26 protein-coding genes are annotated in these 26,334 nt (G+C 33.3%); 11 read left to right on the forward strand and 15 right to left on the reverse strand.

What is annotated here, in order from left to right:
- Positions 1 to 173 precede the first annotated feature (173 nt).
- Complete coding sequence (locus ACMDB5_RS09770; protein WP_413998074.1) at positions 174 to 332, reverse strand: hypothetical protein; 159 nt, start codon at positions 330 to 332, stop codon at positions 174 to 176.
- Positions 333 to 845: 513 nt separating this feature from the next.
- Here ACMDB5_RS09770 and ACMDB5_RS09775 point away from each other — a divergent pair.
- Entirely contained in the window at positions 846 to 1,145 is a 300-nt protein-coding gene (locus ACMDB5_RS09775) for a hypothetical protein (RefSeq protein WP_413998075.1), read from the forward strand.
- Here ACMDB5_RS09775 and ACMDB5_RS09780 read toward each other — a convergent pair.
- The 10 genes from ACMDB5_RS09780 to ACMDB5_RS09825 form a co-directional block, all read right to left on the reverse strand.
- Positions 1,142 to 2,392: a type II toxin-antitoxin system HipA family toxin gene (locus ACMDB5_RS09780; RefSeq protein ID WP_413998076.1), complete on the reverse strand. Its 1,251-nt coding sequence runs from the start codon at positions 2,390 to 2,392 to the stop codon at positions 1,142 to 1,144. The genes ACMDB5_RS09775 and ACMDB5_RS09780 overlap by 4 nt on opposite strands.
- A 51-nt stretch (positions 2,393 to 2,443) precedes the next feature.
- Positions 2,444 to 2,680, reverse strand: coding sequence for a helix-turn-helix domain-containing protein (locus tag ACMDB5_RS09785; protein WP_413998077.1), 237 nt, complete (start codon positions 2,678 to 2,680; stop codon positions 2,444 to 2,446).
- A 377-nt stretch (positions 2,681 to 3,057) separates the two neighbouring features.
- Complete coding sequence (locus ACMDB5_RS09790; RefSeq protein ID WP_413998078.1) at positions 3,058 to 3,861, reverse strand: PRTRC system ThiF family protein; 804 nt, start codon at positions 3,859 to 3,861, stop codon at positions 3,058 to 3,060.
- Entirely contained in the window at positions 3,858 to 4,574 is a 717-nt protein-coding gene (locus ACMDB5_RS09795) for a PRTRC system protein B (RefSeq protein WP_413998079.1), read from the reverse strand. The genes ACMDB5_RS09790 and ACMDB5_RS09795 overlap by 4 nt, the downstream gene beginning before the upstream one ends.
- Positions 4,571 to 5,380, reverse strand: coding sequence for a hypothetical protein (locus ACMDB5_RS09800; RefSeq protein ID WP_413998080.1), 810 nt, complete (start codon positions 5,378 to 5,380; stop codon positions 4,571 to 4,573). The genes ACMDB5_RS09795 and ACMDB5_RS09800 overlap by 4 nt, the downstream gene beginning before the upstream one ends.
- 155 nt (positions 5,381 to 5,535) lie before the next feature.
- Positions 5,536 to 5,712, reverse strand: a complete 177-nt coding sequence (locus tag ACMDB5_RS09805; protein ID WP_413998081.1) for a hypothetical protein — start codon at positions 5,710 to 5,712, stop codon at positions 5,536 to 5,538.
- Positions 5,713 to 5,715: 3 nt separating this feature from the next.
- A complete protein-coding gene (locus ACMDB5_RS09810) occupies positions 5,716 to 5,934 on the reverse strand; it encodes a PRTRC system protein C (protein ID WP_413998082.1) in 219 nt (72 codons plus the stop codon).
- Positions 5,928 to 6,467: a prtrc system protein e gene (locus ACMDB5_RS09815; protein ID WP_413998083.1), complete on the reverse strand. Its 540-nt coding sequence runs from the start codon at positions 6,465 to 6,467 to the stop codon at positions 5,928 to 5,930. Before ACMDB5_RS09815 ends, ACMDB5_RS09810 begins: the two co-directional genes overlap by 7 nt.
- A 36-nt stretch (positions 6,468 to 6,503) precedes the next feature.
- Positions 6,504 to 6,863 (reverse strand): hypothetical protein, encoded by a 360-nt coding sequence (locus ACMDB5_RS09820; protein ID WP_413998084.1) that lies wholly within the window; start codon positions 6,861 to 6,863, stop codon positions 6,504 to 6,506.
- A 45-nt stretch (positions 6,864 to 6,908) separates the two neighbouring features.
- A complete protein-coding gene (locus ACMDB5_RS09825; RefSeq protein ID WP_413998085.1) occupies positions 6,909 to 7,298 on the reverse strand; it encodes a single-stranded DNA-binding protein in 390 nt (129 codons plus the stop codon).
- Positions 7,299 to 7,852: 554 nt separating this feature from the next.
- On the opposite strand from ACMDB5_RS09825, the gene ACMDB5_RS09830 reads away from it, so the two are divergent.
- The 5 genes from ACMDB5_RS09830 (at position 7,853) to ACMDB5_RS09850 (ending at position 17,075) form a co-directional block, all read left to right on the forward strand.
- Positions 7,853 to 8,302: a T9SS type A sorting domain-containing protein gene (locus ACMDB5_RS09830; protein ID WP_413998086.1), complete on the forward strand. Its 450-nt coding sequence runs from the start codon at positions 7,853 to 7,855 to the stop codon at positions 8,300 to 8,302.
- Positions 8,303 to 8,442: 140 nt separating this feature from the next.
- On the forward strand, positions 8,443 to 14,949 hold the full coding sequence (locus tag ACMDB5_RS09835) for an RHS repeat-associated core domain-containing protein (RefSeq protein ID WP_413998087.1): 6,507 nt from the start codon (positions 8,443 to 8,445) through the stop codon (positions 14,947 to 14,949).
- A gap of 2 nt (positions 14,950 to 14,951) precedes the next feature.
- Positions 14,952 to 15,260, forward strand: coding sequence for a DUF1493 family protein (locus ACMDB5_RS09840; RefSeq protein ID WP_413998088.1), 309 nt, complete (start codon positions 14,952 to 14,954; stop codon positions 15,258 to 15,260).
- A gap of 543 nt (positions 15,261 to 15,803) precedes the next feature.
- Entirely contained in the window at positions 15,804 to 16,385 is a 582-nt protein-coding gene (locus ACMDB5_RS09845; RefSeq protein ID WP_413998089.1) for a hypothetical protein, read from the forward strand.
- A gap of 168 nt (positions 16,386 to 16,553) precedes the next feature.
- Positions 16,554 to 17,075 (forward strand): CPBP family intramembrane glutamic endopeptidase, encoded by a 522-nt coding sequence (locus ACMDB5_RS09850; protein ID WP_413998090.1) that lies wholly within the window; start codon positions 16,554 to 16,556, stop codon positions 17,073 to 17,075.
- A 295-nt stretch (positions 17,076 to 17,370) separates the two neighbouring features.
- Here ACMDB5_RS09850 and ACMDB5_RS09855 read toward each other — a convergent pair whose 3' ends face one another.
- The 4 genes from ACMDB5_RS09855 to ACMDB5_RS09870 form a co-directional block, all read right to left on the reverse strand.
- Positions 17,371 to 17,577 carry an IS3 family transposase gene (locus tag ACMDB5_RS09855; RefSeq protein ID WP_413998091.1) on the reverse strand — a complete coding sequence of 69 codons (207 nt, stop codon included), beginning with the start codon at positions 17,575 to 17,577 and terminating at the stop codon, positions 17,371 to 17,373.
- A 272-nt stretch (positions 17,578 to 17,849) separates the two neighbouring features.
- The gene (locus tag ACMDB5_RS09860) at positions 17,850 to 19,862 is read right to left on the reverse strand and encodes an ATP-binding protein (protein ID WP_413998092.1); all 2,013 of its coding nucleotides are present in this window, start codon (positions 19,860 to 19,862) and stop codon (positions 17,850 to 17,852) included.
- Positions 19,863 to 19,955: 93 nt separating this feature from the next.
- Positions 19,956 to 20,219: a hypothetical protein gene (locus tag ACMDB5_RS09865; RefSeq protein ID WP_413998093.1), complete on the reverse strand. Its 264-nt coding sequence runs from the start codon at positions 20,217 to 20,219 to the stop codon at positions 19,956 to 19,958.
- Between the two features lie 287 nt (positions 20,220 to 20,506).
- A complete protein-coding gene (locus tag ACMDB5_RS09870) occupies positions 20,507 to 21,220 on the reverse strand; it encodes a LytR/AlgR family response regulator transcription factor (RefSeq protein ID WP_413998094.1) in 714 nt (237 codons plus the stop codon).
- A gap of 99 nt (positions 21,221 to 21,319) precedes the next feature.
- Here ACMDB5_RS09870 and ACMDB5_RS09875 point away from each other — a divergent pair, with 99 nt between their 5' ends.
- From ACMDB5_RS09875 to ACMDB5_RS09895, 5 genes are all read left to right on the forward strand, one after another.
- Positions 21,320 to 21,979, forward strand: coding sequence for a response regulator (locus ACMDB5_RS09875; RefSeq protein ID WP_413998095.1), 660 nt, complete (start codon positions 21,320 to 21,322; stop codon positions 21,977 to 21,979).
- Positions 21,980 to 22,103: 124 nt separating this feature from the next.
- Positions 22,104 to 22,238 carry a hypothetical protein gene (locus ACMDB5_RS09880; RefSeq protein ID WP_413998096.1) on the forward strand — a complete coding sequence of 45 codons (135 nt, stop codon included), beginning with the start codon at positions 22,104 to 22,106 and terminating at the stop codon, positions 22,236 to 22,238.
- A gap of 336 nt (positions 22,239 to 22,574) precedes the next feature.
- Positions 22,575 to 23,501, forward strand: coding sequence for an aminoglycoside 6-adenylyltransferase (locus tag ACMDB5_RS09885; protein WP_413998097.1), 927 nt, complete (start codon positions 22,575 to 22,577; stop codon positions 23,499 to 23,501).
- 630 nt (positions 23,502 to 24,131) lie between these two features.
- On the forward strand, positions 24,132 to 25,316 hold the full coding sequence (locus ACMDB5_RS09890; protein WP_413998098.1) for a radical SAM protein: 1,185 nt from the start codon (positions 24,132 to 24,134) through the stop codon (positions 25,314 to 25,316).
- A complete protein-coding gene (locus tag ACMDB5_RS09895; protein WP_413998099.1) occupies positions 25,309 to 26,325 on the forward strand; it encodes an acyl-CoA thioester hydrolase/BAAT C-terminal domain-containing protein in 1,017 nt (338 codons plus the stop codon). Before ACMDB5_RS09890 ends, ACMDB5_RS09895 begins: the two co-directional genes overlap by 8 nt.
- The last annotated feature ends 9 nt before the right edge of the window (positions 26,326 to 26,334 follow it).

The raw sequence follows: 26,334 nt of genomic DNA on the forward strand, positions 1-26,334 counted from the left end.
TATGTAATATTATTCTTCACTTTTATGAGGTGGTCAATATAGTTGGAATTTGCACTAAATATAAAAAGACCTTCAAATTGAAGGTTTCTTTTTTTAACCCGGAGTTTGAGATGGATCACTACTTTTTGGATACGTTCTCTCCTCTTGGAATTTACCATCTTGTTTGTGAATAATCAAATTTTAATTACCGTTGTGATTTTTGGCAATTTCGATTGTTTTCGGCGTAACTTCGGCTTTGGTGCTTCCCACTGTTGAAGCAGTTGTTCTCCTTCGGATTTAGCTTGCCAGCCATCGTCTGTTTTTGTGACGTGATACGTCTTTCTTTGAGTCATAATTGTTTATTTAGTAGTTATTTGGACATGCTAACTTAGCCATCACAGGAAGTTAAGATATAAATCTTAGTTTTAACTTATGAAGCAAGTACGCAAAATTTACGACAAAGCTTTTAAAGAGAAAGCGGTGCAACTGAGTTATGACAGAACAAACATGTCAGAATTTGCAAGATAATTAGGAGTAATAGCCCTGTAATTGTATAATCGGCGCAAAGAGTTTGAGGAATTTGGAGAAGGTGGTTTTCCTTGAAAAGTAAATTTAAAACTAACTCCTGAACAAGAAAAAATTCATGAACTGGAGAAGAAACTCAAAGATGCCGAGTTAGAGCGTGATATATTAAAAAAAGCAATCAGCATTTTTTCTAATAGCGGTCAATGATTTATAGTTTCATTAAAAACGATGAACAACTATTTATGATTGAAAAAATGTGCAAAGTTCTACAAGTGAGCAGTGGAAGTTATTGCCGATGGAAAAAACAAAGAATTACAGCTAGGCTTCAACGAAAAATTGCCATGAAAGAACAAATAATATCAGTTTCTTTTGAATCCAAGCAACGCTACGGAAGTCCCAGAATAACATTAGAACTTTATAGTTTAGGTTATAAAATTTCAAGACCCGAGAGCTTTGCTCGAACTGGCGAAGCAATTATCGTGGCAAAATATATGAGACAATTAGGCTTGCGAAGTAAATTAAGCAAGAAATTCAAAGTAGCAACCAATTCTAATCATATTTATTTAGTCGTCGAAAATGTATTAAATAGGGAGTTTTCCGTGAATATGTCATCAAAAGTATGGGTTTCGGATTATTCCTAAAAATTAAATGCTTTTTCCATTAATTCCTGTTCAGCCCTTGAAATACCAATATCTTTTGCTACTCCTTTCCAATCACTTACTACCGTTCCAACTTGATCAATTATATGATCCATCTGGAAATTATTTAATCTGAAATATTCGCCTACACTTTTAGCTAAGTTGAAATCTAGATTGTTATTATCGGTATCGATGTTTAATGCTAAACCATCTTTGTCAATTGATGGATTAAGATCATAAGCGGGAGATAATATCCAACCGTCTTTGGTTAATATAAAACCATGGTTCCGTAAATGGTCATCTGTGTTAGAAATCGCTATGTTAAAGATTATTCTACGCCACAATTGGTGTAAATTTGCTTCTACATTAGCACCGTGGTTGCTAATGAATTCTGCTATATCCAAATAACTTGCATGGTTGTCGCGTATTGTATCTTCATTGTTACCAGTCATCGTCATCGCCGATGCGAAATGAATTCTTTCTCCGTTTTCTCTGTCAAATCTTTTGGTAAAAAAAGTATTATGATTACCCAATATTCTTTCTACACGACATGGAGCCATTTCAATTTTGGCACTTATTGCTAATTTATATGCAAGAAATTCCCAAGCTCCTTTGTCTATTGTATCTGTCTTGGATGGGAATTTTGCAATCCAGAGGCTTTTATCTGTGTCTAAAATATTGGCTTTTGGTCTCGCTCCACCCAATGATGAACCCGGAGCCATTAGCACGGATAACCATCTGTTTACCTCTTCGTTTTGGGAATCGTTTTCAAAGATATATGCTGCGTTTTGTAATTCTCTAATGGATGACCAAGGCGGTGAGGAAGCGTTTTTATTATTGTCTAAAAAATCTCCATTAGGATCAGTCTTAAACCGCAGTGCGCCCATACGACTTTCGTCATATACACCTAAAAGGAAATCGATATCGTAGAGTGTTTTAGATTTTTCTTTGTTTTCTTTTGCCCATTGTGCTTCTCTACGTTTCATCAAAGTGCGCCCCCAAGTATCGGGCATACTATCTAGAAATATTCCGAAGTTTTCTTTTTGGTTTGGGTATTGTGGGCCACCATATAATTGTATGTCTGGGTTTAAAAGAAATTTTTGTTCTGTTTTTAACCAGTCTCTATCGTATTCAAAGCTGAATGCTTTTTTTCCTTTGGCTTGTTGCGCAGACAAAACTCCAATTATTTTAGGCTCTTGTATTCCTTGCCAATGTGCATAAACATATATGTTGGTTTTGTTGTTAGACATCTTCAATAATTTGTTTTTAGAGTTTTTAGACTAAGTTTTGGTTGACAAATACTATTTTAACAATTCTAGATCTTGGAGTTTTCTTCCTAATTCGTCATCCGCAGCTAGTTTTAGAAAATCATCTTGAAGACCTAATACTCTTAGTACGTTAAAATAAGCACCAATAGCTACACTAGGGGAACCTTTTTCTATTTGATATAAAGTAGTCCTAACAATGTCTGCCCTTTCTGCTACTTGTATAGCAGTTAGTTTTCTTCTTTTCCTAGCTAATTTTATATTCTCTCCCATCTGCTCCAGTGTCATTAGGTGCTTAGGAAATAGGGTTTGCTTTTTTTTGCTCATTTCATTAATGTTCATTAATATAAACAAAATTAGTCTTTTTGTGCATAATAACAAACATTTTTAACTTTGTTTGCTTGTCTTTAGTATTATGTCATATTTAATATTTTGTAAAATAGTATGAATTTTTAAAAAATGATCTGCAAAAAATGTACTGATTTAAACGACAACTAAAAGAATGCTTTAGTTTCAGTAACAGTAATTAATATTAACCGCCCTCTTGCATGAACAGCCAAGGGAGGATGCTCTGTGCAAGTGGGCGCATCCGCTTAATACGCCCCGCAATAGTCCTGACCAAAGGAAGGTATATTGCGGGGCGCGGCGTTTCAGTTCAAGGGTATGGGCTGTGACCTGAAATCCGTAAGATTGAGAAAGAAGCCCCTATGAGGTGTCATACCCTCACGAAATAGTCTCCATAAGAGTGAGGCACCTATACTTGCAAGTGTAGAGTTGATAAACAAATCTTGTTTCCCTAATGCCTCAGCAAGAGAACAACTCGGTTCGTTATTGTCATTTTTCGCCTGCAATAGTTCCTTGAATTCTTCTGTTACAAAAGGAAGATTGCTTACAGTCCTGTATAATTTGGAGGTCGGCTGTTTGATTTCCCCAATAGTGGAGAGAAGGAGTTGACCACTATTTTTGGTATTGCCAAAATCCATCCAATAGAGTGCCTTATTTCGTTCGTAGGATTTGTGGTTTTCGACGCTTTGCAGGCTAGTTGCAATATCAAAACGTGCAATTACACTATCCACACAACTGATGTAGATATTTGCTTTACCTTGGTTGGGCAGGGATTTCAGATTGGAAGAATTGAATTGTTGCGTTACCGCTTTCCAATTTGTTCCGAAAAAACGGTTAGTGCGATTAATAAGAGCTACCACTTTGAATAGACCTACTTCAGTATCGGCAAAAAGTTGTCGTCCCTGATTGGCTGTAGTAACCATGTCATCATCGTAAAGATTGAGTTGGAGACCTGTATGCCCAAGGGAAATCAAGCTGTGATTCATTCGTGCAAGTTCGGTGAGCATTCTGCTTCCCGTACCTCCGGCACCGATAAGGTTTACAGTTAGTGGATTGGTTGGATTAATGAGATAATTGTCTGCAAAATGCATTGCTTTTTTAGTGTTCATGATAGGAGTTCTTTAATAGTGAGACCAGTTTTTATCAGGGACTTCATGGGGAATATTTTTCGACTGTTTATAAGATTTTGCCACAGTTGTATTATGTTTCCTTTTATAGGGCTTCTATTCATTATGAGGTGGCTGAAATTGCTGTTGAAAAAATAATTTTCCCATTGTATGATGAACTCTTCCAATAGACAATTTGACTTTATGTCGATGGGTACTGTACCCATACAAACTTTACCATCTTCATAGGCATTAAAAAAAGGGGCATGATATAATGACGTTTTTTCGTTTATTTCAATATCGGAATCCATAGCATAAATCCATAGTGCATTTTTGGATGCTTTCCATAGTAGTGGAGGCAGAGATGCCTTGCCGTTTGGAATACCCAAAGCCTCAACGAAAAACAAATTAGTATTTTGAGCAGGGGTGTACCATAAGGCATAACCATTATGGTCGGGATTGATGTACAGTACGTTTTTGGGAAGCAGTCCTGAGGGTTTTAAAAAATTGCGTTTGAGTTCTTCTGAGGTATCAAGGGCATTGGCAAGGTTCGTGCTTTCACTTAAGCTCAGTGGATGTGCATTTATGGGATAACCATTTTTGTCCATATCGTAGGCTTCCACATAAATGCTCTTATTGGATGTGTTTTGCTGATACACGACGAATGCCTTTACAGGATTGTATAATGTTCCAAAATCGTTGGTTATGTCTTTCATAGTATTTGATTTAAAAGGGTACAGAGGTCATTAATCAGAGGAAAGATGCGGTATTCAAAATCTAATCCCTCAATGGATGGATTGTTTTGCGCGTCATAAATCTGCGTAAGTGTAGGCTGTTCCATTTCGGAACATTCGTTGAACTCATCATTGATCATTCGGGCAATGTTATCATAAAGTGTTCCCTCGGTTTCAGCTACAAATGAAATGTACTGTTCTGCCCTTATGATACCATCATCTTCATCTAATTCCGCATTGGAAGTATTGCGAAAGATGTTGTGCTCGGGATAGTCCTGTAACAATGAGTACGCTTTTTTGGCTACGCTGAGGCATTCTCTGTCAAAAGAACCGTTTTGTTTGTGGCTGTCAATTCGCTTTTCAAATAGGTTGAGATGATAAAGATTGAACATTTTGCGATACATTATATCTCCATAATGGGATGCTTTGTTTAGTTCTGAATTAGCGTTGTTTTTTTCGTCTGTTTCATCTTCTTCCCAACTTTCCGTAAGCCAATCCTGCATACATTCATAGTAGTAGGCTAGTGCTCTGTAATTGTCCCTATAATAGGGAATCCCTGCAATATGGTACAAGTAAGCAAAGACAGATAGTAATAATTCTGCATTCTGTTTTTGTTTCCTATCCTGTAACAGCTTGTACAAGGGGAGAACAGGTATATAGTACAAGGTCATGTCTGTGTTGTAGCTATGGTGGGTGGCAATTTTTACCGTTTTTTCATCAAGAAGGATTGCTAGTTCGATGTCTTGTCCCCTTGCGCTTAATTCTTTTTGTGCGCAGTGGTGTGCCAATAATATATTGTAGGGATAGGCTTTGTCAGCCAGGTCATTTATTTTAAAACCATACAGTCTTGTGAGAATTGAAAGAGATTTAAAAAACTCCTTTTGAGTACTTGCTTTTTCGGGCAGGTTCTGTCCCTTTTCAAATAGAGGGAGGAATTGTTGTCTCAAAAAACCATCGGTAATTGTTCGATTGGAGCGGACTTTGGTCGATTTGTTTTTAGCTGTTCTGCATCGGGCAGACGGTTGAGGTCGCTTGCGAATTTTCCTAATTGCTGATAGAGTTTCCATTGTTTTTTATTTTTGGGCAGAATGAGACTGTCTGTTGTGGTTTTCGTTTTCATGGCTTATCCTTTAGTACCTATTTGGGCGATAAACTTGTATTGTAGTTCATCGTTATTGATGATAGGTCCCTCTATGGTTGCCGTGGTAAGGATAGGGTAGGTCTGTGCATAGAAATTCAGTACTGCCTCCGGACTGAATGTCGGGCAGGGGTCGGCGAGTTTGATGTCCTGTTCCTTTTCTTTAAAGGAAAATATTCTTTCTAAATGTGTGGCTGTTAGCATGGCTCTTCGGGTTTGGGTTCGTTGAATAGGTCAGGAGCGAACTGTTTTGAAAGTTCCATCCTGCGGTTGCGGATTATTTCTGTTTGTTCGGGATAAAGTTCTGGCTGCGGTACTTTTAGCCAAGCTTCCTTAAATTTGCCCTCTGCTTCAAGTTCGTCCACTTTTTTCATCGCTTCATCATATTTTTTTTGTTTGTCGCTTTTGTCCTTGTCTACTTTGGAGGCATTATCCTTTTCCATTTGGGAAGCGATTTTTGCTTGTTCTTTTTGTTTTAAGAAATGTTCCATATTGGCAAAGAGTTGGGCAGTTTCTGTTATAGGTTCGCTGATGGCTTGAAAAAATCCATCATCTAGTTCCTGTGCCGTTCCTTTGAGTAAAATCGGCGGTACTTTTCTACATGCAGTATCTCCTATAGCATCATTAAAGAACAGTACGGATACGATAAGTCTTTCGGCTGTTTCTTTAGCGATATTTATTGTCCAATTCCCTGCTATTTGCAGGGCTATAATGGATTTAAAAAAATTGGTTTCCATTGTTTTAAGTTTTAGTTTATTTTATTTTCAAAACATTTATTCAAATACACTACGGTAAATGCTGTAGCAGTATTCTTCAAAGCAAAGCCAGCACATAAAAGTGTAATGAGGGGTTTTAAAGCGGTTTGGTATGGTTTCGCCTAGAGAATCTTCGAGATCATTTTTAATGTTTTCTAGCTCCTCAAGATGAGCTATATAAAAAGATTTACAGTCAGCGTGATAAATGAATTCACTTATCATACCGCAGATGCAACCGCTTTGTTGCAAGTCTTGTAAAAAAGATTTTAACTGCTGTTTTTTTGTGCCGTTGTAACTTTCTATTTTTCTCAAGATTATTTTGTTAAATACCTCACTTACGGCATAAGTATGGTAGGCTGTTTTTTTTAAGGCTTTCATAATATGTATTTTTGGCGTTGATGATTTTTAGTTTGGCATATAGATTTAAAAAGGCAGGTCATCAGGATTTTCTAATGGCTTTTGCTGTTGTTGACTAGCTGTATTATCAGATGGCTCTGTTTTTTTGGCAAAGACCAAAATTTTTATGTTGTTGGTGTGAAAAGTCAGACTTCCGATTGGATTGTCTTGGTTGTTACTATATACATTTAATCCAATTCGCCCAGAGAGTTGTACCAATGCCCCTTTTTTGAGCCATTCGGCTGTTTTTACGCTTAGCCAGTAAGAGCAATTGATGTAGGTAACAATTTCCCTAAGTTGAGTGCTGTCCTTTGGCTTGTAGCTGTCATTGATGGCAATACTGAAATTGACCACTTGTTTGTCGTTGCCCACTTTGTGAACCACGGCATCTGCTGTAATACGTCCTGTAATTTCCATGATGTAAAATTTTAGTGATTACTATTGTTTTGATTTCTTCCACAGTCCCCTCAAAAAATATTTTCAAAACGAAAAACGGGGAAAAAGAAAGCAAGAATCAAGTGACCAGCTAGCGGATGCGGAGAGCTATAAGTCCCGAAGGGTGGTGAAGCGTAGCGGAACCATTATGCGCATGCAGCATACGGCGGTCACTATCTTAGCTGCCCTTTTAGTCCGTTTCGAGTGGAAATTACTATAGTAATAATATGGTCTATAGAAGTTGCTAATTTTAGGAAAAGCAAAGTGGCACATTATAAAAAAGTAAATGTAAAACCAGTAACAGATGTATTATTTCATAGGTAATCCATTTAGAGAATTAAAAATTATAAAAGTTTAGAATAGGTACTATTATGGATGTTTAATTTTAACATAGTTTACTTAAAAAAGACATCATTTGTTAAAGGATAAAGCTGAGTAAATGTGGACTTGGTTTTTATTTATAATTTCGTGTTAAATCTTCATTTTTGTTTGTTTTTAAATAAAAAAAATCTTACAAGATCAACTATCTTAAGCCTATGAAACATTATTTACTATTCCTGCTGTGTGGATTTTCCTTAATAACTTCAGCACAAAATAAAATTATTTTTAATTATGATATCGCTGGAAACCAAGTGAAGAGGGAGCTAGTGTGTATTAGCTGTCGAACAAGCGAAGGACAAGTTGTTAAAGATGCTAAAACGCTTATTAAAGAAGATTTGATTAAAAGTGAGGTTTCAGATCAAATTTCCTATTATCCAAATCCTGTGAAACAAGAATTGTATTTGAGTTGGGAACTAGTTAATAATACTGCTGTTTCCTCTATACAATTGTATTCTGTGTCAGGGCAATTATTGCAATCATTTACAAAAACAAATAAAATTAATGTGCAAACAATTCCTTTTGTGACATACCCTAGGGGTGTTTATATGGTTGTATTGTTTTACAGCAATGGAGAACAAAAATCAATTAAAATTATCAAACAATAAAGATTTTGTTATGAAATGAACATAACTAAAATTCGATGCAACTACGAAGTAATCACAGGATTTTTTTAAAATTAATTCAGTGAATTAATCGCCAATAAAATAAGCAAATTCCACATTATATTAAAAAAGATGATCTACATATGAAACAGCTTTACACTCTGATTACACTTTTTATTACACATTTACTTTTTTCACAAAATTTTACAGATACTAAAGGCGAATTACAAATTTCGAATTCGGGTACGGCAACTTATAATTTGCCCATTGCTATGCCACCAAGTATAAAGAATGTTGCACCAATAATAAACCTCACTTATAGTAGCGGTATAACAGGAGGATTGGCCGGACAAGGCTGGAATATCAATAGTATTTCAACCATTAGTCGTATGGCTACCAGAAGAGATATTGATGGTTTTGTAGATGGGGTCGATTTTGATGACAATGACAAACTGGCTCTTGATGGACAGAGATTGTTATTAAAGACAGGAACGTATTGGGCGGATGGTTCTACTTATGAAACAGAATACAAAAGCAATACAAAAATTGAATTGAAGGTTGAAAACGGTGGGGCTTCCACTTTTTTCATAGTAACGAGCCCCGATGGATCTAGAACTTGGTATGGATCAAAAGGATCGGGTAGTTATCAAAATGCCACATCGGTAAACGCTTGGTATATAGTTCGATTTGAAGATGCTAATGCAAATAACATTGAATATAATTATAGCAATGTGGTTTATAAAAGTACAAACCAACTCTATATCAATAATATCACTTTTAGTGCAAATCAAGTCGCTGGTATAGTTTCCCAGAATAAAATAGTGTTTAATTACAGAGACGCCAAAAGAGTAGAAAGAGATTTTATAAAAGGAGATCCAATTTATGCGACAAAAATTCTGGATAACATACAAGTGTTGACTGATAATGTCTTATTTCGTAAATATCAACTAACACAAATGGAAGATCATAACTTGGGTTATGAAAGGGTTACTAAAGTGCAAGAATTTAATGCGCAAGGTGAAGCTTCCAATCCGGTGATTTTTGATTATATAAATACTTCTAATTATAACGCTACTGAAAGAAAAATAAAGAGCTATACAAACAATCTCAATTTTAATCAAGCCAGTTTAGCAGGTGATTTTGATGGAGATGGAAGGTTGGATTTTGTAGCTGACTATAAATTTTTTTCTAATTTATTTAATGGAGATAGTGGTAATAGTCCTATAAGTATCGAAGGATTATCATATTTATACAAGTCGCCCATTACAACTTTAACGAATGGAAAACTTAATCAATATAATTCTATTGTTAATCTCAAAACGGAATCATTAAATAGTTTGAGTTTTGATGTTTTTAGTTTAAAAAACAATATTTTTGGATTGGATTATAATAAAACTATTCAGATTCCTAATACTGCTTATTGTAATTCCCATTGTCTACCTTCTAAATGCCCTTCCGATGTATATCTAAGATATTTAAATGAATATATAGAAGGAGACTTTAATGGAGATGGTATTTCGGAACTTTTAATACTCAGTTATGAACAAAGTCAGAATTATACAACAGACAGTGCGAGTAGTCCTTGTGTTTTTACATCAGTTTTTGAAGATACCCCAGATGTATGCAGATTGTTAGATTTAAATCCGAATAGTTCAACGAATTATGGAGAAGCTGGTTACGCTGGTCTCGATGGTATTTATTTTTCAAGTAAGGAAAAAAGGTTCGTCGCAGATTTTAACGGTGACGGTAAATCAGATATTTTAAATATAAATAGTGACAGGGCCTATAAGATAATTAGTTTTAAACAACTTACTGTAGCACCTTGGGTTCAATTAGAAATCATTGGTCAAGGAACCTTAGATAAATATTCTTATAATAAACAAATTCTTTTTGGCGATTTTAATGGAGATGGAAAAACCGATATTATGATTCCGGACACCGAAGGAACGGGACCAGGACAAACTTTGTGGCATACTTATTATGCTAATCCCAAACCTGCCGGAGGAGAGTTTTTTGTAAAAGAAAGTCAAAATATTGTTGAATATTGGCCTAATACAGGTACTTATTACTCTTCACAAACACATTTCAGTAATTATTACGCTATAGATATAAACGGTGATGGAAAATCAGACGTAGTAAGGGTGTGGAGAAAATATTATAAACCCAAATGGACAATTAATGACCATGATACCCAGTGGCAAGTAACTGCCTTTACTAATAATATTGGATATGTCGCAAGTTCTAAGTTTTTGCAAACCTATGATTCAGGAATTTTTGACTCCAAATCACCAGATATACCGATTCCCGTAACTTCTAATTACAAATATCATGGAGCAAACAGTGAATTGGTGATTGTGAGAGGTCATTATAATCAAATTGAATATTATCAATTCAAAGAAGATGTGGCTGTCAATAATAGATTAATCTCAGTGACAGAATCCAACGGCAACATCAAGCAAACAATTGAGTACGCTCCTATGGAAGCTGTTAATGGAGGACAGGGAAATTCAGCTACCGATTTTTACTCTTCGAGTAATACTGCTATTTATCCTGATATAGAAATGATTAGAAACCCGTCGAGTTATTTGGTTTCAAAACTCACAGCTACCATTAATGGCGTTTCCAAATTTCAAGATTTTAAATACCGAGGCTATGTTTCCAATTTCAATTATGGAACGGTAGGTTTTACCAAAACTTCCAGAAGCAGTTGGTATACCTCGGAATCGGATCCAAAAATATGGATAACCCAATACAATGATCCCAGTCTTAGGGGGGCTAATACCATAACATGGTCCAGCACCAATCCTTCGACAGTGTTTTCAGCCGTCCCGGATAATTTACTGAGTACTAAAACTAATGTGTTTGCTACTTATACAAACCCTACTTCAAAAGTGTATAACGTATTGCTAAGCAAGCAAACCACACTGGACGCAATTACAGGGATAAAAACGGAAAGCAATTTTACTTATGACGGTGTAGTAAATTCCCCTAGTTATTATGGATTGCAAACCCAAAGTGTTGCAAATCAATATAGCGGGGCAAGTTTGCAGGGAACCACAACTACAACCACTACATACGAAAACAACCCTATAGGAACTGGCACCAGCTATTATATAGGAAGACCAAAGACTACGAACACATCAACAAACATATATACAGGAGATACCCGTACTTCTGGCGAAACCTATACCTATACAGGGACAAACTTAACCAAGACCGAGAAAACGGGCCATGATACCTATCCAATTATTGAGGATATGACCTATGATACAGTGGGTAATTTATTGACTAAAACCGTTTCTGCTCCTGCTGCACCAATTGCTATAGCAGCAAGAATCATTACCGATGAATATGATGCCAGCAAACGTTTTGTCATCAAGAAAACCGATCATCAGGATTTTGTAAGCAATTTTGTTTACAACACGCTTGGGCAAGTAACAAAATCAACCAATTATTTGGGTGTGATTAGTGATTATGTTTTTGATAATTGGGGAAAACTGACTCAAACAACTACCACAAATGCGTCGGCAACGCCACTGGTTACCACAATCAGCTATGCTAAATTGGGCGATGGAGGTTATACCGTTAGCAGTCAAAATACGGTGGGTGACAATGCCAAATCCATCACTCAATACGATGTTTTAGGTAGAGAAGTTATTAAAACCACCAAAGGTTTTGGGGTCAATTCCTTAATATCTAAACAAGTGGTTTATGATGCCCTTGGCAGAAAACTAAAAGAAAGCGAACCCTATGTTTCCGCTCCAAGCAAATGGACATCTTACGAATACGACTACCTGCAACGCCCTACCAAAGTTACTGCTTCGACAGGACGAATCCAGACATTGAGTTATTCAGGCTTGACAACCACAAGTGTGGACGACGGCAAAACTACAACTGCTACTGTGGATGCACTAGGTAACAAAATACAAACCACTGATCCGGGTGGGACGATTAATTTTACTTATTATGCCAACGGTCAACTGAAAGAATCTAATTATGAAGGTCATAAAGTGACGATTGCAATTGATGGCTGGGGTAATAAGATCTCTACTACTGATCCTAATGCGGGAACTTATACCTATAGCTATGATGCTTTTGGGCAAGTCGTAAACGAGACCACACCCAAAGGATCAACATCAATGACTTATGATGCTTTTGGTAAAATGATTAAGAAAAAAGTAGAGGGTGATGGTGCCGATTTTGAGACGGATTACGTCTACAATGGTTTTGGACAAATAACATTAGAACGTAGTAAAAAAGCAATAGGAACACCAATCGATAGTTTTACTTATGGTTTTGATAGTCTAAAAAGAGTAAACACGATTACTGAAAGCAATGTTGATTTTACCCAAACCAAAACGATAACTTATGATACCTACGGAAGGGTGGCTACGGCCACGAATGCTACCCAGGAACTAACGACGGGCTTGAGTACATCCATAGTGTCCAAAAATAATTACAATACCTATAACGGTATTATGGATAAAATGACTGATGCTAATGATGCTGTTCTTTGGCAATTGACAGGAGCCAACGAGAAAATGCAATCACTAACCGAAGTATTGGGTAATGGGGTAACCATAACAAATAGCTATACAACTGATAATTATTTTGCTTCACAAAAACATGCTAAAAACGGAGTGTATGTGTTGTATAATACCTATGATTTTAATGCGGTAAAAGGAACACTCAACAACCGACAAAATCTGGTATTGGGTACAAATGAAATCTTTACTTACGATATTCTGGATCGCTTGACTCAATGGACAAACCCATTGACTGGAACTTTTGATACTAATACCTATGATGCTAAAGGAAGGATAACAAACAATAACAAACTAGGAACGGTAAACTATAATACGGATGTAACTACAGGAATTTATCGAAAAACTTCAATAAACTTAACCACTGAGGGTAATACTTATTACAGTAATCTACCAAAACAAACGGTAAGTTATACAATGTTTAAAAGTCCTATCACGATAAACGAAAGTGAAAAGGGAGCGACTAGTTTTGTTTATAATTCCCATTTGTCAAGACAAAGCATGAAGTATGGATATCAAATGCCAGCAGGGATTTATACCAAAACTAAAAACTATACCGATGACGGTACGGTAGAGATTATAAAAACACCTACTACCATAACCATACGAACCTACATTGGAGGCGATGCTTATACCGCTCCATTTTATGTAGATAAGATTAAAACACTTAGTAACGGCGCGGTAGTCGATAAAAAGTACTATTTACATCGTGATTACTTAGGGAGTATTGTTGCCATTTCTGATGAAACAGGTGTAGCGGTAGAAAGACGTCAATTTGATGCTTGGGGTAACTTGGCCAACCTACAACAAAATGGGATTGAAGTAGTTTTACCAACAGATGGTACTGCGACTAAGTTGCTTATGCTTGACCGAGGCTATACTAGTCATGAGCATCTGTCTGAGGTTGGACTGATCCATATGAATGGACGCTTGTATGATCCTATATTACGTTCTTTTTTAATGCCGGATAATTTCATACAGCAACCTGAAAATACACAAAACTACAACCGCTACGCCTATGTCCTTAATAATCCGTTAAAATACACAGATCCAAGTGGTGAATTATTTGGGATAGATGACTTTGCGGCTGCACTAATAATTGGAGCTGTAATTTCAGCATTGACCTACACCACGATTGCAGCACTTGCAGATGTCCCTTTTACTGTAGGAGGGCTGCTTAAGGCTACATTTATTGGAGCTGCAAGTGCTGCGGTCACCTTTGGAATAGGGAGTGCTTCCTCAGCAATGTTTACAGATTTTTTCTCTAAAGCTGCATTTCAAGCAGTTGCACATGGAACTTTTCAAGGAACTATGACGGCGATTTCTGGCGGTAAGTTCTTTAGTGGTTTTGCGGCTGGTGCATTGAGTAGTATTGCCGCAAGCTTATATTCGGGAGGTGCAAGTATGAGTGAAGTTGGAAAAAATGGTGTAGCTTTGTCAGGTACAGGTTTTAACAGCATAGGCGATAATCTAGGAGATGTGGGAATGATAGCCTTTGGTACTGTTTCAGGCGGTGCTGGCGCTGCTTTGACTGGTGGGAATTTCTGGCAGGGTGCAGTAACGGGGCTTGTAGTTAGTGGGCTCAATCACGCGATGCATAAGATGAGTGAGCCAGATGATATTGTACGTATCAATACAAAAGACAAAACAGCGACAGTAGAAAGAACAGGGGATGATTATGACAGAATTTTTGTTAATGGTAAAGAGATTATGGCTACTCCTAGAGGTGCTTTAGCGGGAGATTTAAATGATAATGGATTTTCTGTATCTATGAAAGGTCCTCAAGGAGTTGGAATGGGATTGACGGATTTAGCTTTAGATGCTTTTAATTTAATAACTGGTGCAGGGGAATTAAAGATGGGATTAACTAAATTATCAAAAGCAAGTTTAGGATTAAAAGTTGGATTAGGTGGTTCTAAAACAACTTTACAATCATCCGTTTTTTATACTAGAACTTTAGGAATAAATGCTACAATGCCTTTTAGATTACCAACAATCATGGGTGTTCCTACAAATAATTTGGGTCTGTTTTTAGGAAGAAATGCAGCTGTTTTTGGAGGTGCTAGAATGACTGCTGGAGGATATGGCATTTTTAATAAAAATTAATTATGAATACGATAGAAAATGATGTGTTAATCTTTTTTAAAAAATCTCTAAGCAATAAATTGACATTATCTTCGAACTTGACAGATTTTTGTAAAAATGAAGATGATGCTTTTTATCTCTTTCTTGAATTTTTCGAAGTTTTTAAAATAGAGAAAGGAAATTTAGATGTAGATAAATATTTTTACTCTAAATCAAGTTTTTGGGACATGATTAGATTTAAAAAAGTAAAGCAGGAGGAGAAACCAAAGATAACAATTAAACATTTAATTAAAGTTGCAGAGAAAAAAGAATGGTTTGATCCAATAGAATGACACAAAAAAAAACAGGCAAAATTTGCCTGTTTTTTTGTTTTTATAAAGTTGCTACATTTTTAGCGAAGAAGTCTTTAAATTTTTTATTGGTCAGCATTTTATCAATAAGTTTAAAGATGGTTGTTTTGTCTTCTTCGAGTTGTTGTAAAAGTTGAATTTGTTTGATGGTGCTGTTACCTTCGATAACGATTATATCTGCAAGAACATATATTATGACAGCAATTCTTGCTGATGTTCCCTTTACGCTTGGAGGTTTGGCTAAAGCTACTTTCATTGGAGCGGCAAGTGCAGCGGTAACTTTTGGTATTGGTAGTGCTTCCTAGGCAATGTTTACGAATTTTTTCTCCAGGGCTGCTTTTCAAGCACTTGCGCACGGAACTTTTCAAGGAATGATGTCCGGCATACAAGGGGGGGCTTAGTAGTATTGCAGCAAGTGCTTGGATTGGTGGTGAAACCAATAGTTATTATGAAAGTGTAGATAGAATTTTTACTACAACGCACCAAGGTATTAGTGGAGCTATAGGAGCAAATAATACAGTTGGCATGATAGCCTTTGGTACTGTCTCTGGTGGTGCTGGAGCTGCATTAACTAGAGGAAACTTCTGGAAGGGAGTAACTACAGGATTAGTGGTTAGTGGACTGAATCACGCGTTTCATCAACAGCCAGATCCTAATAAGGAATTAGCAAGAAGGATTGCAAAGCAATATGGTGGGAATGCAGGTGAAATTCGTGAATGGTTAGATAACCATCCATTTGAACTTACTCATGAGGGTGTTAAATTTAAAGGATTGGATTTAGAAGCAAAATACATAAATAAACCAGGCACAAATGTAAAAAATGCAATTAATCAGACGCCTCAAATGATAGCTGAAGAATTGGGTACAAAGGCATTAGATTTCATATTTAGAGGAGGTCCAGTTGGACAGCTTTTAAGCGATGGTGGTCTGGCAAATAATCCGTCACCTTCAGATATAGCTCAACGTCAAATGAGAATAGAAGGAGCAAAAAATGCTTTAATCAGGCATGTTTTTATGCCACAAGGACAACAAAAACCAAGTATGAATAATGGATTTAATCCTCATTCGGGATATAGCAGATATAACTTGTTTTATAAAGCAAAATAAAGAAACATAAAAATGAAAAAATTTTATTTGTATATCATTTGCATAATGATTGTTTCGTATTTCGACATGAAGTACAATTTAAAAAGTATTTTGCTTTTTACGTTTTTTGTAATATCGTTACCATTTTTTAATGATACAAAAAGTTATTTCAGAATTCCATCTTTTAAAATGGATAAAATATTTGTTGTATATGTATTAATGTTTTCTTTAAGTTTTACCTTTTTTTTTAGTTTATTACCATTCTTGATTTTTAGAGATTACAGCGTTGATAAAATAGAAAATTATACTAATTATGGTATTTTAAAGGTTTTGTTAGTGTCTCCACTATTGGAAGAATTAATTTTTAGAGGAAGTTTGTTACCCTTATTGTTAAAAACAGAATCGCCAAAAAAAGCGGTTTTACTATCCTCATTAGGGTTTTCCTTGGCTCATTATCTTTCTGGTTCAAGTTTATTTGCGGCTTTTGTATTAGGGGTCTTTCTTGCGTATGTTTATTTAAAAACAGAAAGTGTGTTTTTATGCTTCATAGCACATGCTTTAAATAACTTTTTGGCTTTAGTTTTTTCCTCTTTTTTAATTTCCACATTAAATATTAAAGAGACGAGTTGTTATCTATTAACAATTATAATCATAAGTAGCATAATAATGTTATTTTCATCGTTTAAGATTTATAAACAAAACAAAAATTGAATTATTAAGAAATGGACACAAATAAAAAATCTCAAAACAGAAATTGGTTGAAAACAATAGTTCATTTTTTGTTTAGGCTGATTCTACGGTTTTGAAAGGGTATCTTAAACTAACTGAATCTTCCACTCGAAGTAAAAAAAAACAGGCAATTTGCCTGTTTTTTGCGTTTTATGAAGTTGTTACATTTTTAGCGAAAAAGTCTTTTAAATTTCTTTAGGGTTAAAAAAGTATCACACACGTTACTAATGTTCAACAACTTTATACTGGATATGTAAATAAAAAACTACACATTAAGTTAAGCTACATTTTTGTAATTAATTTGATTATTAAATTCTTTAACAGTTGCATGCTTCAAAGAAGGCGATAGCGAACAGGCGAAGCAATACCTCCTTTTTCTGTTGTACCAAACTGCAATATATTCAAAGATTTCCAGTTTCATTTGTTCTTCAGAAATCAGTTTGTTCCCATAAACTAATTGTTTCGCCAGTTCGCTATTGTTCATGTCATCTGTACTCCTGACATTACTTAAACTCCAGCCTATAATTTTTCTGCCTTACAAATCCATGAAAGTCATCAGATATATAAATCCTTCTTTGGTTTGGATATATGTGATATCCGAGACCAATACTTTTAAAAATCTACATTATAACAAAAACTCTGTTTATACATTTTAGACAACTAACCAACCTTAAGAAATCAATTGTAGATACTAATGAAATGATCTCATACAGCTAATTATTTTTAAAAAAATATTCTTTTTTTTTAATTCATAGTTTAAATAATAATTTCGATTGTAGTACCTTCTCCATTTTTTGAATTAATTTTTAGTTCACCATTTAGTACTTTAGTTCTTTCTTTGATGTTTTTCAATCCAATACCTTGTTTTATCTTTTCTGTATTAAAGCCAATACCATTATCCCAAATTCGGATTGTTATTTTATTCCCATTTTTTAAAAGGATTATAAAGCATTTTTTTGCTTTTGAATACTTATTGATATTTTGGAGAGTTTCTTGAATAATACGATAAATATGTATTTGTGAAGCACTGGGAATTGCTGACCAGTCGATATATTTATCAATTGTAATATCAAATTTTGTTTTGAATTTATTTTTCTGTGATTCTACTAAATTGGTTATTATTTCGGGTAAATTGTTGTCTTTAAAAAGGAGATTTTGCGTTAAGTCATGAGAAACTTTTCGTATTTCATTTTCTGTGTTTTCAAGTTCTTTTACCAATAATGCCTTTTGGTCTTCTTGGTCTGGCTTTAATTGCATTAAATTGAATCGAGTAGTGAAAATACTATTTACTATGCCATCGTGTAATTCCATTGCTATTCGGTCTCTTTCTTCCTTGCGGACTTCTTCGGTCTCCGCTTGTTGTTTTAGCATTAATTGGTATATTTTTTCATTGGCTTTTTGTTGTTCCTGTGTAAAAAGCAATTCCTTATTTTTTGACCTAAGCCGGTATATCGAGAATAAAGCTATTAAAAGAATAAAAATAACAATAGACGCAATAATTATATAAGTATTACGCTTTGATAACCTTTCATTCTTCTCTTCTATTAGATCTGTTTCAAAGGCGATTCTTGCAAATTTGTTACGGGTCATTCTTTCTGCTTCTTGCAAACTGTCATTGACTTTGAAGTACAAATTGGCATAAATTTTTTTATTCTTTGTGTCATTTTCAGTTAATAATTTTAATGAATTAAGAATATCGTAATTACTTTTTAGATCCTTTGATAAAGCATACCCCTCTTTAATGTACTTTAAAGCTGTAAGGGTATCTTTTTTATAGAGGTAATACTCTGCAATTGATATTTTACTTGCCAGAATCCCAGGTGTTATATCAAGGCTATCTTGAATTCTTAGCGATGTAAAAAGCATTTCCTTAATACCTCTGTTATTGCCAGATTTCATTTGAGAATAAGCCAGATTATTGAGAAGCATTGCATATAGTTTTGGCTGATTTTGTTTTAAATCTTTTGTTTTTAAAGCCTTTTTGTATAGGTCTATTGCTTTTGGATAATTTCCCATTTTTTCATAAACCCTACCCATATTATTATTAATAGATGCTCTGGATTTTAATACTCTTTCTTGAGAATAGCCTTCACTTTCTAGTTTATGCAGCTGTTTTAGTGCTAAAACAAAATATTCCAAGGATTTTATATAGTTGCTTAATTCTTTTAGTGAAAGTGCTAGTAAATTGTAGCTCTCGTAAATTAACCTTGAATTATTGGTTTTATTAAGTAATCTCAATGCGTTTACCGTTTCAATTTCACTTTCAGTAAAATTCCCAGCATCAAATAATATTCCTGCTTTATATAAAGTTGTTCTGCCTAAATTTAAAGTATCCTTGATGTTTTTGTATAGCTTTTGTGATTTATTATAGTAGTAAAATGCACTATCCAATTGTGTAACATCATCATAGTAATCACCTAAATAGTATAAAGATTTTGCTATATGAGAGCTATCATTTTCTTTAACAGATAATTTATAGACAGTACGGGTTACATTTAGTGACTTATCAAGTAAATTAAGATCATAATATTGAAGTGCAATTTTAAAGTAGAAATTTCTCTTCACAGAATCATTTTTGAATGATGGTAATTCCTTGCATAAGGAATCTAAATATTTTTCCTTTAGCTTGTCATCTAATGATTCTGATTTGTTATTTTCTAAAAGCCTTGAAATATCCTTTTTATTGCCATTTTTAAATTTTTTTCTTTGACAGGACGTAATAAGCAACAAGAAAGTAAGCAGTACAATTATTCTTAACTTTGTTTTCAATTTATAGTGAGATTTTAAATCTGACCAAAAATAGGATTAAAAACTAGACAATAAGTTTTAAAAACGTATTGTCTAGTTTAATATTATGTTTTTTTATTCTCTGACTTTATCCTTGTCATCCTTCCCAATTTCTTGAATGTCCGTGGTCCTAGGTGCCAGGCTATCTGCAGGTATTTCTGAGAATTGATTTTGATTTTCCGAATTGATTTTTTTAATGTCTTGCATACTTTCAGTAGAACAAGAAGAAATAGTAACAACAATAGACATGCAGCCTATTATAAATAATAGCTTTTTCATAAAAAATGATTTAAAAATTTTAAATAGTTTTCTTAGCAACTCTGTAAAAGCAGTTGCCATTTTTTGTAGAAAAAGCTGGGAAGTAGCCATTCTGTAGTATTGAGAATGACACTACTTTTAAAGCAGATTTTCCCCATCCTCAATATTTATTTAGAAGCTTCTGTTGATCTAATCGATTAGAATCAGGGGCAAATTAACTGACTAAAATCTGTTTAATTTTTAAAATTGGGCATGGTATAGTGAACCTCTTCACTAGGATAGTGAGAGGGGTAATCATCATGGTGAAAGCTTCGGTTTTAAATGATCAAAAGGGAAAGAGTTTGTTGTTGACTGACAAAAAAGAAGAGTTAAATATTGATTTTTCGTATTATCGCGTCTACATTGTCTCGATAGTTTAAAGAAAAAGGTAGTATTTCATTATAGTTTAGATAGCATTTTGATTTGCTAAAATGAATTCTTGAAACGTGGTTAATGTTTACGATATAACTTTTGTGGATGCGTAGGAAGTAAAATGGCAGTAAACTTTCAAAATGCTTTAATGTTTTGTAAGCATTAACAATTTTGTTGTTTTCTAGTTTTATATCGGTTGTATTATTATCTGCTTTTAGGTATACAATACTTTGTAGGCTAACAAATTGATAATCGCTATATGATTTAATGCATATATTAGAAACGATATTTGGTGGTGTTCTTTTTTCAAACTTGAAAAGACTTTTGCCTAATTGATGCAGACTTAGCGATTTTACAACATAATCTGAAAAGCCGGATTGCATGGCTGCCAAAGCATAATCTGAAGATTCTGCCACTGCAATTAAATAGGGTATTGTTTCTACATATTGAAATAATTCGGCTATTGTTTCCAATAGCATATTTCTTTCATTAGTTTCGGTTGGAATTTTTACAATAGCCAGTTGTGGTTTTAGTTTTATAATTTGATTTACCCCTGATTGATTATCTTTGGCAATTCCAGCACAGAAATAATTGGGAAAATTTTCGAAAAGTTCTAGTGTTTCTTTGGTTGTTTGATTGTTTTCGTCAATTATGATAAATGAAAACCGCATTAGGAATTATTGAATTAATTTCCTGCAATTTATAGAAGCCAATTTTTTTTCTGGGGTTGCAAAACTGCCTATTTTGTTAATATTTAATTTGAATAATTCATGAATATACTTTTAGTTGATGATCATCCGATGACCGTTCAAGGATATGAAAATGCACTCATGAAATGCGGATTGGAAAAAGTCCATTTAAACTTTCAAAAGGCTTACAGCTGCGAAGAAGCTTACCATAGCATTATGAAGGCTAGCTCGGCGTCTCCTTCTTTTTTTGATTTGGCGATTATCGATAGGGGATTACCTGGTTATGAAGAGCAATCTTTATCGTCAGGAGGTGATTTGGCCCTCTTTATTAGAAAAGAAATGCCTGGTTGTAAAATCATCATGGTGACGGCTCATACGGAGATCATTATCATTTATGAAATTTCAAGAAAAATACAACCAGAAGGATTAATTATTAAGAATGATATAACTCCCGATAATATTGTGGAGATAGTAACTGATGTAATGAAAGGCAATAAGTATCAAAGCCCTTTAGTAAAAAAATGTATTACTGATATATGGAAGAGGGAATTGATGGTTGAAGATCATAACCGACAAATCTTAATGTTTATGTCGAAAGGTTTTAAAATTAAAGAGTTAGAGAAAATTATCAATATCTCAGGGAGTGCCATCCAGAAACGAATTATCAAGATGAAAATTGCTTTTGATGTAACTGAGGACTCCAGTTTGGTTAAAGAAGCAATTAAACAAGGCTTTGTTTAATATTTCGTAATTTTAACACAGTTTACTTAAAAACTGCCTCATTTGTTAAAGGTTGAAAATGAGATATTAGATTCAATAAACAAGTCATTATTTTCGAATAATTATATTCAAAATTGATTTTTTTATGGAAAAAAGACCGCTTACTATTATAATGATTTACTCAATTATTTTTATTGGAATAGCTTTTTTAAATTCAGTGCAAGTAGAAAGGCATGCTGAAGCAGTGGGGAAATTTCGTAAAGGAAAAATTGCGGCTTAAGTTGAAGTATATATCAATAGGTTTTAAGTAGTTTAGGTTGAGTGATTTAAATTTGTATAGGTGATATGCAGATACAATTGCTAAAATGAAAATGCTAATGATTTAGCTAATAATTCCAGTTTGGTTAAAAAAGGAATTAAGTAAGGCATTATTTAGTATTCCGTAATTTTAACATATTTTGCTTAAAAACTACAACATTTGTTAAAGGTTATTGCCTCTCTATCTTTATGTTATTTCTTACTTATACTTTTATACTCTTTTTGCAATTTATAGATTCGATTTATAAGTTGTATAAAATAGTATAAAGAGTAATAAAGAGTAAAGGGAATTAAGCCAATGGTAAAAGCAACGGTTAAAAAACTGAAATTGTTAAGTGAAAATAGTGACGATATTTATGGAACTATAGTATTAGGCTCAATAACCGCAAAAGATGCCTTTCCAAATATTAATGTTTTCTTTATTACTAAAAATCCGAAAAAGTATTTATCTGAGAATGACAATTGGCTTTTAGAAATTGGTACACCAATTTCTAAATTGAACATGAGTAATGCTGTTGAAAATGTTATGATCTCAAGAGTAATGTTATTTAATTGTGTGATATTGGATATAATACCAATAGATTATTCCGAATTAAAGAAGGCAAGTCTATATTTTAACTTGAAGAAATATAATCTTGGTGGAATTATACCTAAAAATGTTAACTCGGAAATAAATAATCGATTGAGAACTTTTTATCATTATGTAAGGAATGAACATGCTATCATTTACGACAAAGGCAATGTTACTTCAATTGTAAATGAAATTTCTAATTATTTTGATGACCAGCAACACAATGCTTTTCTTTATCAAGTTGACAAAGAAAAATTCTATCAAAACTATAATGAATTTTGGCAATCGGCATTTAAAGCAATCGGGTTGGTTGTTGGAAATGAGTTGTATTATGGAATTACAATTTATGAGAATATTTTAAAAAGAAGACTCATTGAATTAATAGAATGGTATATGTTTTCTTTTGAAAATACAACCAATCTTCTTTGTAAAGGTAAAGGAGTTTATGAATGGGCAAACGAAAATATAAAATCCAAGTTAAGAAAGACATTTGTTTTTGATGATAAGAAGAATTCATTTCAATCAATAGAAAATACAATCTTGCTGTATATGGAATTGAGTCATAAAATTATTGAAAAATATAAATTTCATCAGAATGAAATCCTTGAAAATAAAGTTTCAAACATTATTATTGAATTTAGAAACAGGATTTAAAACGAAAGATGATTACCAATGAATATAAGTAAAATGAATCTTGCTTAATTTTCTGTTTTTTATAAGTTCGTACTTTTGATTTAATGGATGATTTCAATTTAGCTGAAGAAGAAATTAGCGAGGATTTGTAAAGGATACTTCTTTAATTGTTAACACTTTTTGCTTAAAAACCGCCTCATTTGTTAAAGTTCGTTCTTGCCATATCTGCGTTTCACTTCTTATTTATACTTTTAATATAGAATTATCTTACATTCATTGTTGCTAAAAAACCAAGTGCACGTGGTAGATTGAATAAAATGATTGCTTCGGTAATTTTATAAAGTAAAAAAAATATTTATTAATAATCTAAAAGAAACAGAAAAGATGAAAAAGCAAGTAAAGAAACATTTTTTAACTAAAGCAGAATCCTCAGAGAATTTAAGTTTAATTTTTGACGCTTTAAATAAAAGTCAAATGAAAACTATAATCGGAGGACAAGATCTTAGTGTTGATGATGGGGAGGGAGGATATACTAAAAATGGTATATACTATAAATCCGTTTACTCCGAAAGCACTTATGTTCGCTCTTAAAAATAATAATAACTTTTATTAACACGGATGAGTATTTGTTCGTGTTTTTTTATTTAATCTATGAGAACTACAAATTTAGTCGTAAAAGTAGCTAGTCGTTGCAATCTTAATTGTACTTATTGTTATATGTATAATATGGGGGACGACAGTTATAAGTTGCAGCCAAAATTTATGTCAAAAGACATAGTTGAAGCAATGTTGTTAAAGATAAAAAATCATTGTTTAAGAAATAAATTAGAAAGATTTTTAATTATTTTTCACGGCGGGGAACCCCTCTTGATTGGAAAAGATTTTTATCTTGATTTTATTGAATCTGTAAAAAAAATTATTCCTAAACATATTGAAATTGATTATTCAATGCAATCAAATGGTGTTCTTTTAGATAATGAGTGGTGCAAACTGCTTAAACGTTTAAATATTCAAATTGGCATTAGTCTTGATGGAACTCCGAGTTCTAATAATCTAAATAGGGTATACCATAATGGTAAAGGTTCCTATGATGAAATAATTAATGGATTTAATATAATGAAATCCATTTATGGAAAAACATATTCAAATTCTCTATGTGTAATAGATACCAATGAAGTTCCATTTGATGTATATACACATTTCAAAAATTTGGACGTTCATTCGGTTAGTTTTTTATTTCAGGATTTTAATTACCTTACCGCGACTAAAGAGTCAGTCCCAAAAATAGGGGATTGGTTAATTGAACTTTTTAATTCTTGGTATGAAGACAAGTCGGATTCAAAACCAATTATAAAACCTTTTGACGAGCTTATAGGTTTAATTTTAGGAAAAAACAAGGGGTCTGAAATCTTTGGAAAAGGCATTAACGATACGCTAGTCATAGAAACTGATGGTAGTATTGAAACGGTTGATACACTAAGAATTTGTGGTAATGGTTTTACAAAGACTAATTATAATGTTTTGAATGATGAATTGAGTAGTATTTTTGAGGGAGACCAACTTGCAAAGTTATATTATAATGCACATAATGAATTATCTTCTGTTTGTGAAAAATGTCCGATAGAATCTATATGTGGAGGGGGCTATTTAGGGCATAGATACTCTCAAGAAAATAAGTTTGATAATCCTTCCATCTATTGTAATGAAATAGTGAAAATTATATGTCATATTCAAAACAAAATATTGGAAAATATTCCAAAAAATATAATAGAAAAAACAAAAATTGAACCATTAAATTATTTTGAAATAATAAAACAAATTACCATAAATGTTTAAAAAAATCATATTGTTATTGTTACTTTTTTTTCTACAAATATTTACATTAAAAGTCTATTCCCAAAAAAAAGATTTAGTTTATATAAGAAAAGTTGGGTTTAATAAAAATGAAATAAGATTAGAAAATGACACGGTTGTGTTTTTAAGTTCTCAAATTGACAATAATGTAGCAAAACCAATCATTGTTTTTCTTCAGGGCTCAATGCCAATACCTTTGATTTATTTAAAGAATGGTGTGGCTAAAACTATATTACCATTTGATATAGAGCAATATAGAGATGAATTTAATTTTGTGTTAATTTCAAGAAAAGGAATACCCTTGGTACTGGAATATGAAAAACACAAAACTGGTTTTTTAGATGAAAATGGAAAATCGTTTCTATATTATGAAAAATATAATAATCTCAAATATAGAACTAATCAAGCCAAAGCTGTTATAGAATTTTTGTATAATCAACCCTGGGTTAAAAAAGAGGCTGTTTTTGTAGTAGGTCATTCCGAAGGATATAGAGTGGCTGCAAAATTATCTGAAAATAATAAAATAATTAAAAAACTTGTTTGTATGTCTGCCGACCCTTTTAATAGGACTACAGAGGAAATTATTAAGGAGCGGATTCTATCTTTTAATCACTCTAGCGACTCAATTTTTCAATCAAATATTAATGTTTTATTAGAAGATTATAAAAATATTGGAAATGATATCGAAAAGTATAATAAGAATATAGAGTTGTATAATTGGATGAGCTACAACAGTGAACTTGCTTTTGAAAGTTTAAAAAAATTTTCAAATCCAATACTTGTTGTTTATGGGACAGATGATGTTGCTGCATCAGCACATGGTGATTTGTTGCCTTTTTTGTTGAGAGATAATGATCTAAAAATTAATGCTTATCCAGATTTAGATCATAATTATTTTAAAAAAAAATATGATAAAAGTGGAAATTTAATTGAAGAATCCTATCATTGGGATGATGTTTTTAAAGATGTTGTAAACTGGTTACTTTTTTAAAATAAGTCT

The sequence above is a fragment of the Flavobacterium sp. W1B genome (assembly GCF_047344965.1).
Classification (GTDB): domain Bacteria; phylum Bacteroidota; class Bacteroidia; order Flavobacteriales; family Flavobacteriaceae; genus Flavobacterium.

Excerpts from the sequence above, each read along its gene's own strand:
- ACMDB5_RS09790 (WP_413998078.1), bottom strand. The coding sequence starts at position 3,861 with ATGAACACTAAAAAAGCAATGCATTTTGCAGACAATTATCTCATTAAT.
- ACMDB5_RS09895 (WP_413998099.1), top strand. The coding sequence starts at position 25,309 with ATGTTTAAAAAAATCATATTGTTATTGTTACTTTTTTTTCTACAAATA.
- ACMDB5_RS09795 (WP_413998079.1), bottom strand. The coding sequence starts at position 4,574 with ATGAAAGACATAACCAACGATTTTGGAACATTATACAATCCTGTAAAG.
- ACMDB5_RS09815 (WP_413998083.1), bottom strand. The coding sequence starts at position 6,467 with ATGGAAACCAATTTTTTTAAATCCATTATAGCCCTGCAAATAGCAGGG.
- ACMDB5_RS09785 (WP_413998077.1), bottom strand. The coding sequence starts at position 2,680 with ATGGGAGAGAATATAAAATTAGCTAGGAAAAGAAGAAAACTAACTGCT.
- ACMDB5_RS09850 (WP_413998090.1), top strand. The coding sequence starts at position 16,554 with ATGGATAAAATATTTGTTGTATATGTATTAATGTTTTCTTTAAGTTTT.
- ACMDB5_RS09890 (WP_413998098.1), top strand. The coding sequence starts at position 24,132 with ATGAGAACTACAAATTTAGTCGTAAAAGTAGCTAGTCGTTGCAATCTT.
- ACMDB5_RS09835 (WP_413998087.1), top strand. The coding sequence starts at position 8,443 with ATGAAACAGCTTTACACTCTGATTACACTTTTTATTACACATTTACTT.
- ACMDB5_RS09855 (WP_413998091.1), bottom strand. The coding sequence starts at position 17,577 with ATGAACAATAGCGAACTGGCGAAACAATTAGTTTATGGGAACAAACTG.
- ACMDB5_RS09825 (WP_413998085.1), bottom strand. The coding sequence starts at position 7,298 with ATGGAAATTACAGGACGTATTACAGCAGATGCCGTGGTTCACAAAGTG.
- ACMDB5_RS09880 (WP_413998096.1), top strand. The coding sequence starts at position 22,104 with ATGGAAAAAAGACCGCTTACTATTATAATGATTTACTCAATTATTTTT.
- ACMDB5_RS09875 (WP_413998095.1), top strand. The coding sequence starts at position 21,320 with ATGAATATACTTTTAGTTGATGATCATCCGATGACCGTTCAAGGATAT.
- ACMDB5_RS09775 (WP_413998075.1), top strand. The coding sequence starts at position 846 with ATGAAAGAACAAATAATATCAGTTTCTTTTGAATCCAAGCAACGCTAC.
- ACMDB5_RS09870 (WP_413998094.1), bottom strand. The coding sequence starts at position 21,220 with ATGCGGTTTTCATTTATCATAATTGACGAAAACAATCAAACAACCAAA.
- ACMDB5_RS09840 (WP_413998088.1), top strand. The coding sequence starts at position 14,952 with ATGAATACGATAGAAAATGATGTGTTAATCTTTTTTAAAAAATCTCTA.
- ACMDB5_RS09885 (WP_413998097.1), top strand. The coding sequence starts at position 22,575 with ATGGTAAAAGCAACGGTTAAAAAACTGAAATTGTTAAGTGAAAATAGT.
- ACMDB5_RS09830 (WP_413998086.1), top strand. The coding sequence starts at position 7,853 with ATGAAACATTATTTACTATTCCTGCTGTGTGGATTTTCCTTAATAACT.
- ACMDB5_RS09845 (WP_413998089.1), top strand. The coding sequence starts at position 15,804 with ATGATAGCCTTTGGTACTGTCTCTGGTGGTGCTGGAGCTGCATTAACT.
- ACMDB5_RS09865 (WP_413998093.1), bottom strand. The coding sequence starts at position 20,219 with ATGGCAACTGCTTTTACAGAGTTGCTAAGAAAACTATTTAAAATTTTT.
- ACMDB5_RS09805 (WP_413998081.1), bottom strand. The coding sequence starts at position 5,712 with ATGAAAACGAAAACCACAACAGACAGTCTCATTCTGCCCAAAAATAAA.
- ACMDB5_RS09780 (WP_413998076.1), bottom strand. The coding sequence starts at position 2,392 with ATGTCTAACAACAAAACCAACATATATGTTTATGCACATTGGCAAGGA.
- ACMDB5_RS09820 (WP_413998084.1), bottom strand. The coding sequence starts at position 6,863 with ATGAAAGCCTTAAAAAAAACAGCCTACCATACTTATGCCGTAAGTGAG.
- ACMDB5_RS09810 (WP_413998082.1), bottom strand. The coding sequence starts at position 5,934 with ATGCTAACAGCCACACATTTAGAAAGAATATTTTCCTTTAAAGAAAAG.
- ACMDB5_RS09770 (WP_413998074.1), bottom strand. The coding sequence starts at position 332 with ATGACTCAAAGAAAGACGTATCACGTCACAAAAACAGACGATGGCTGG.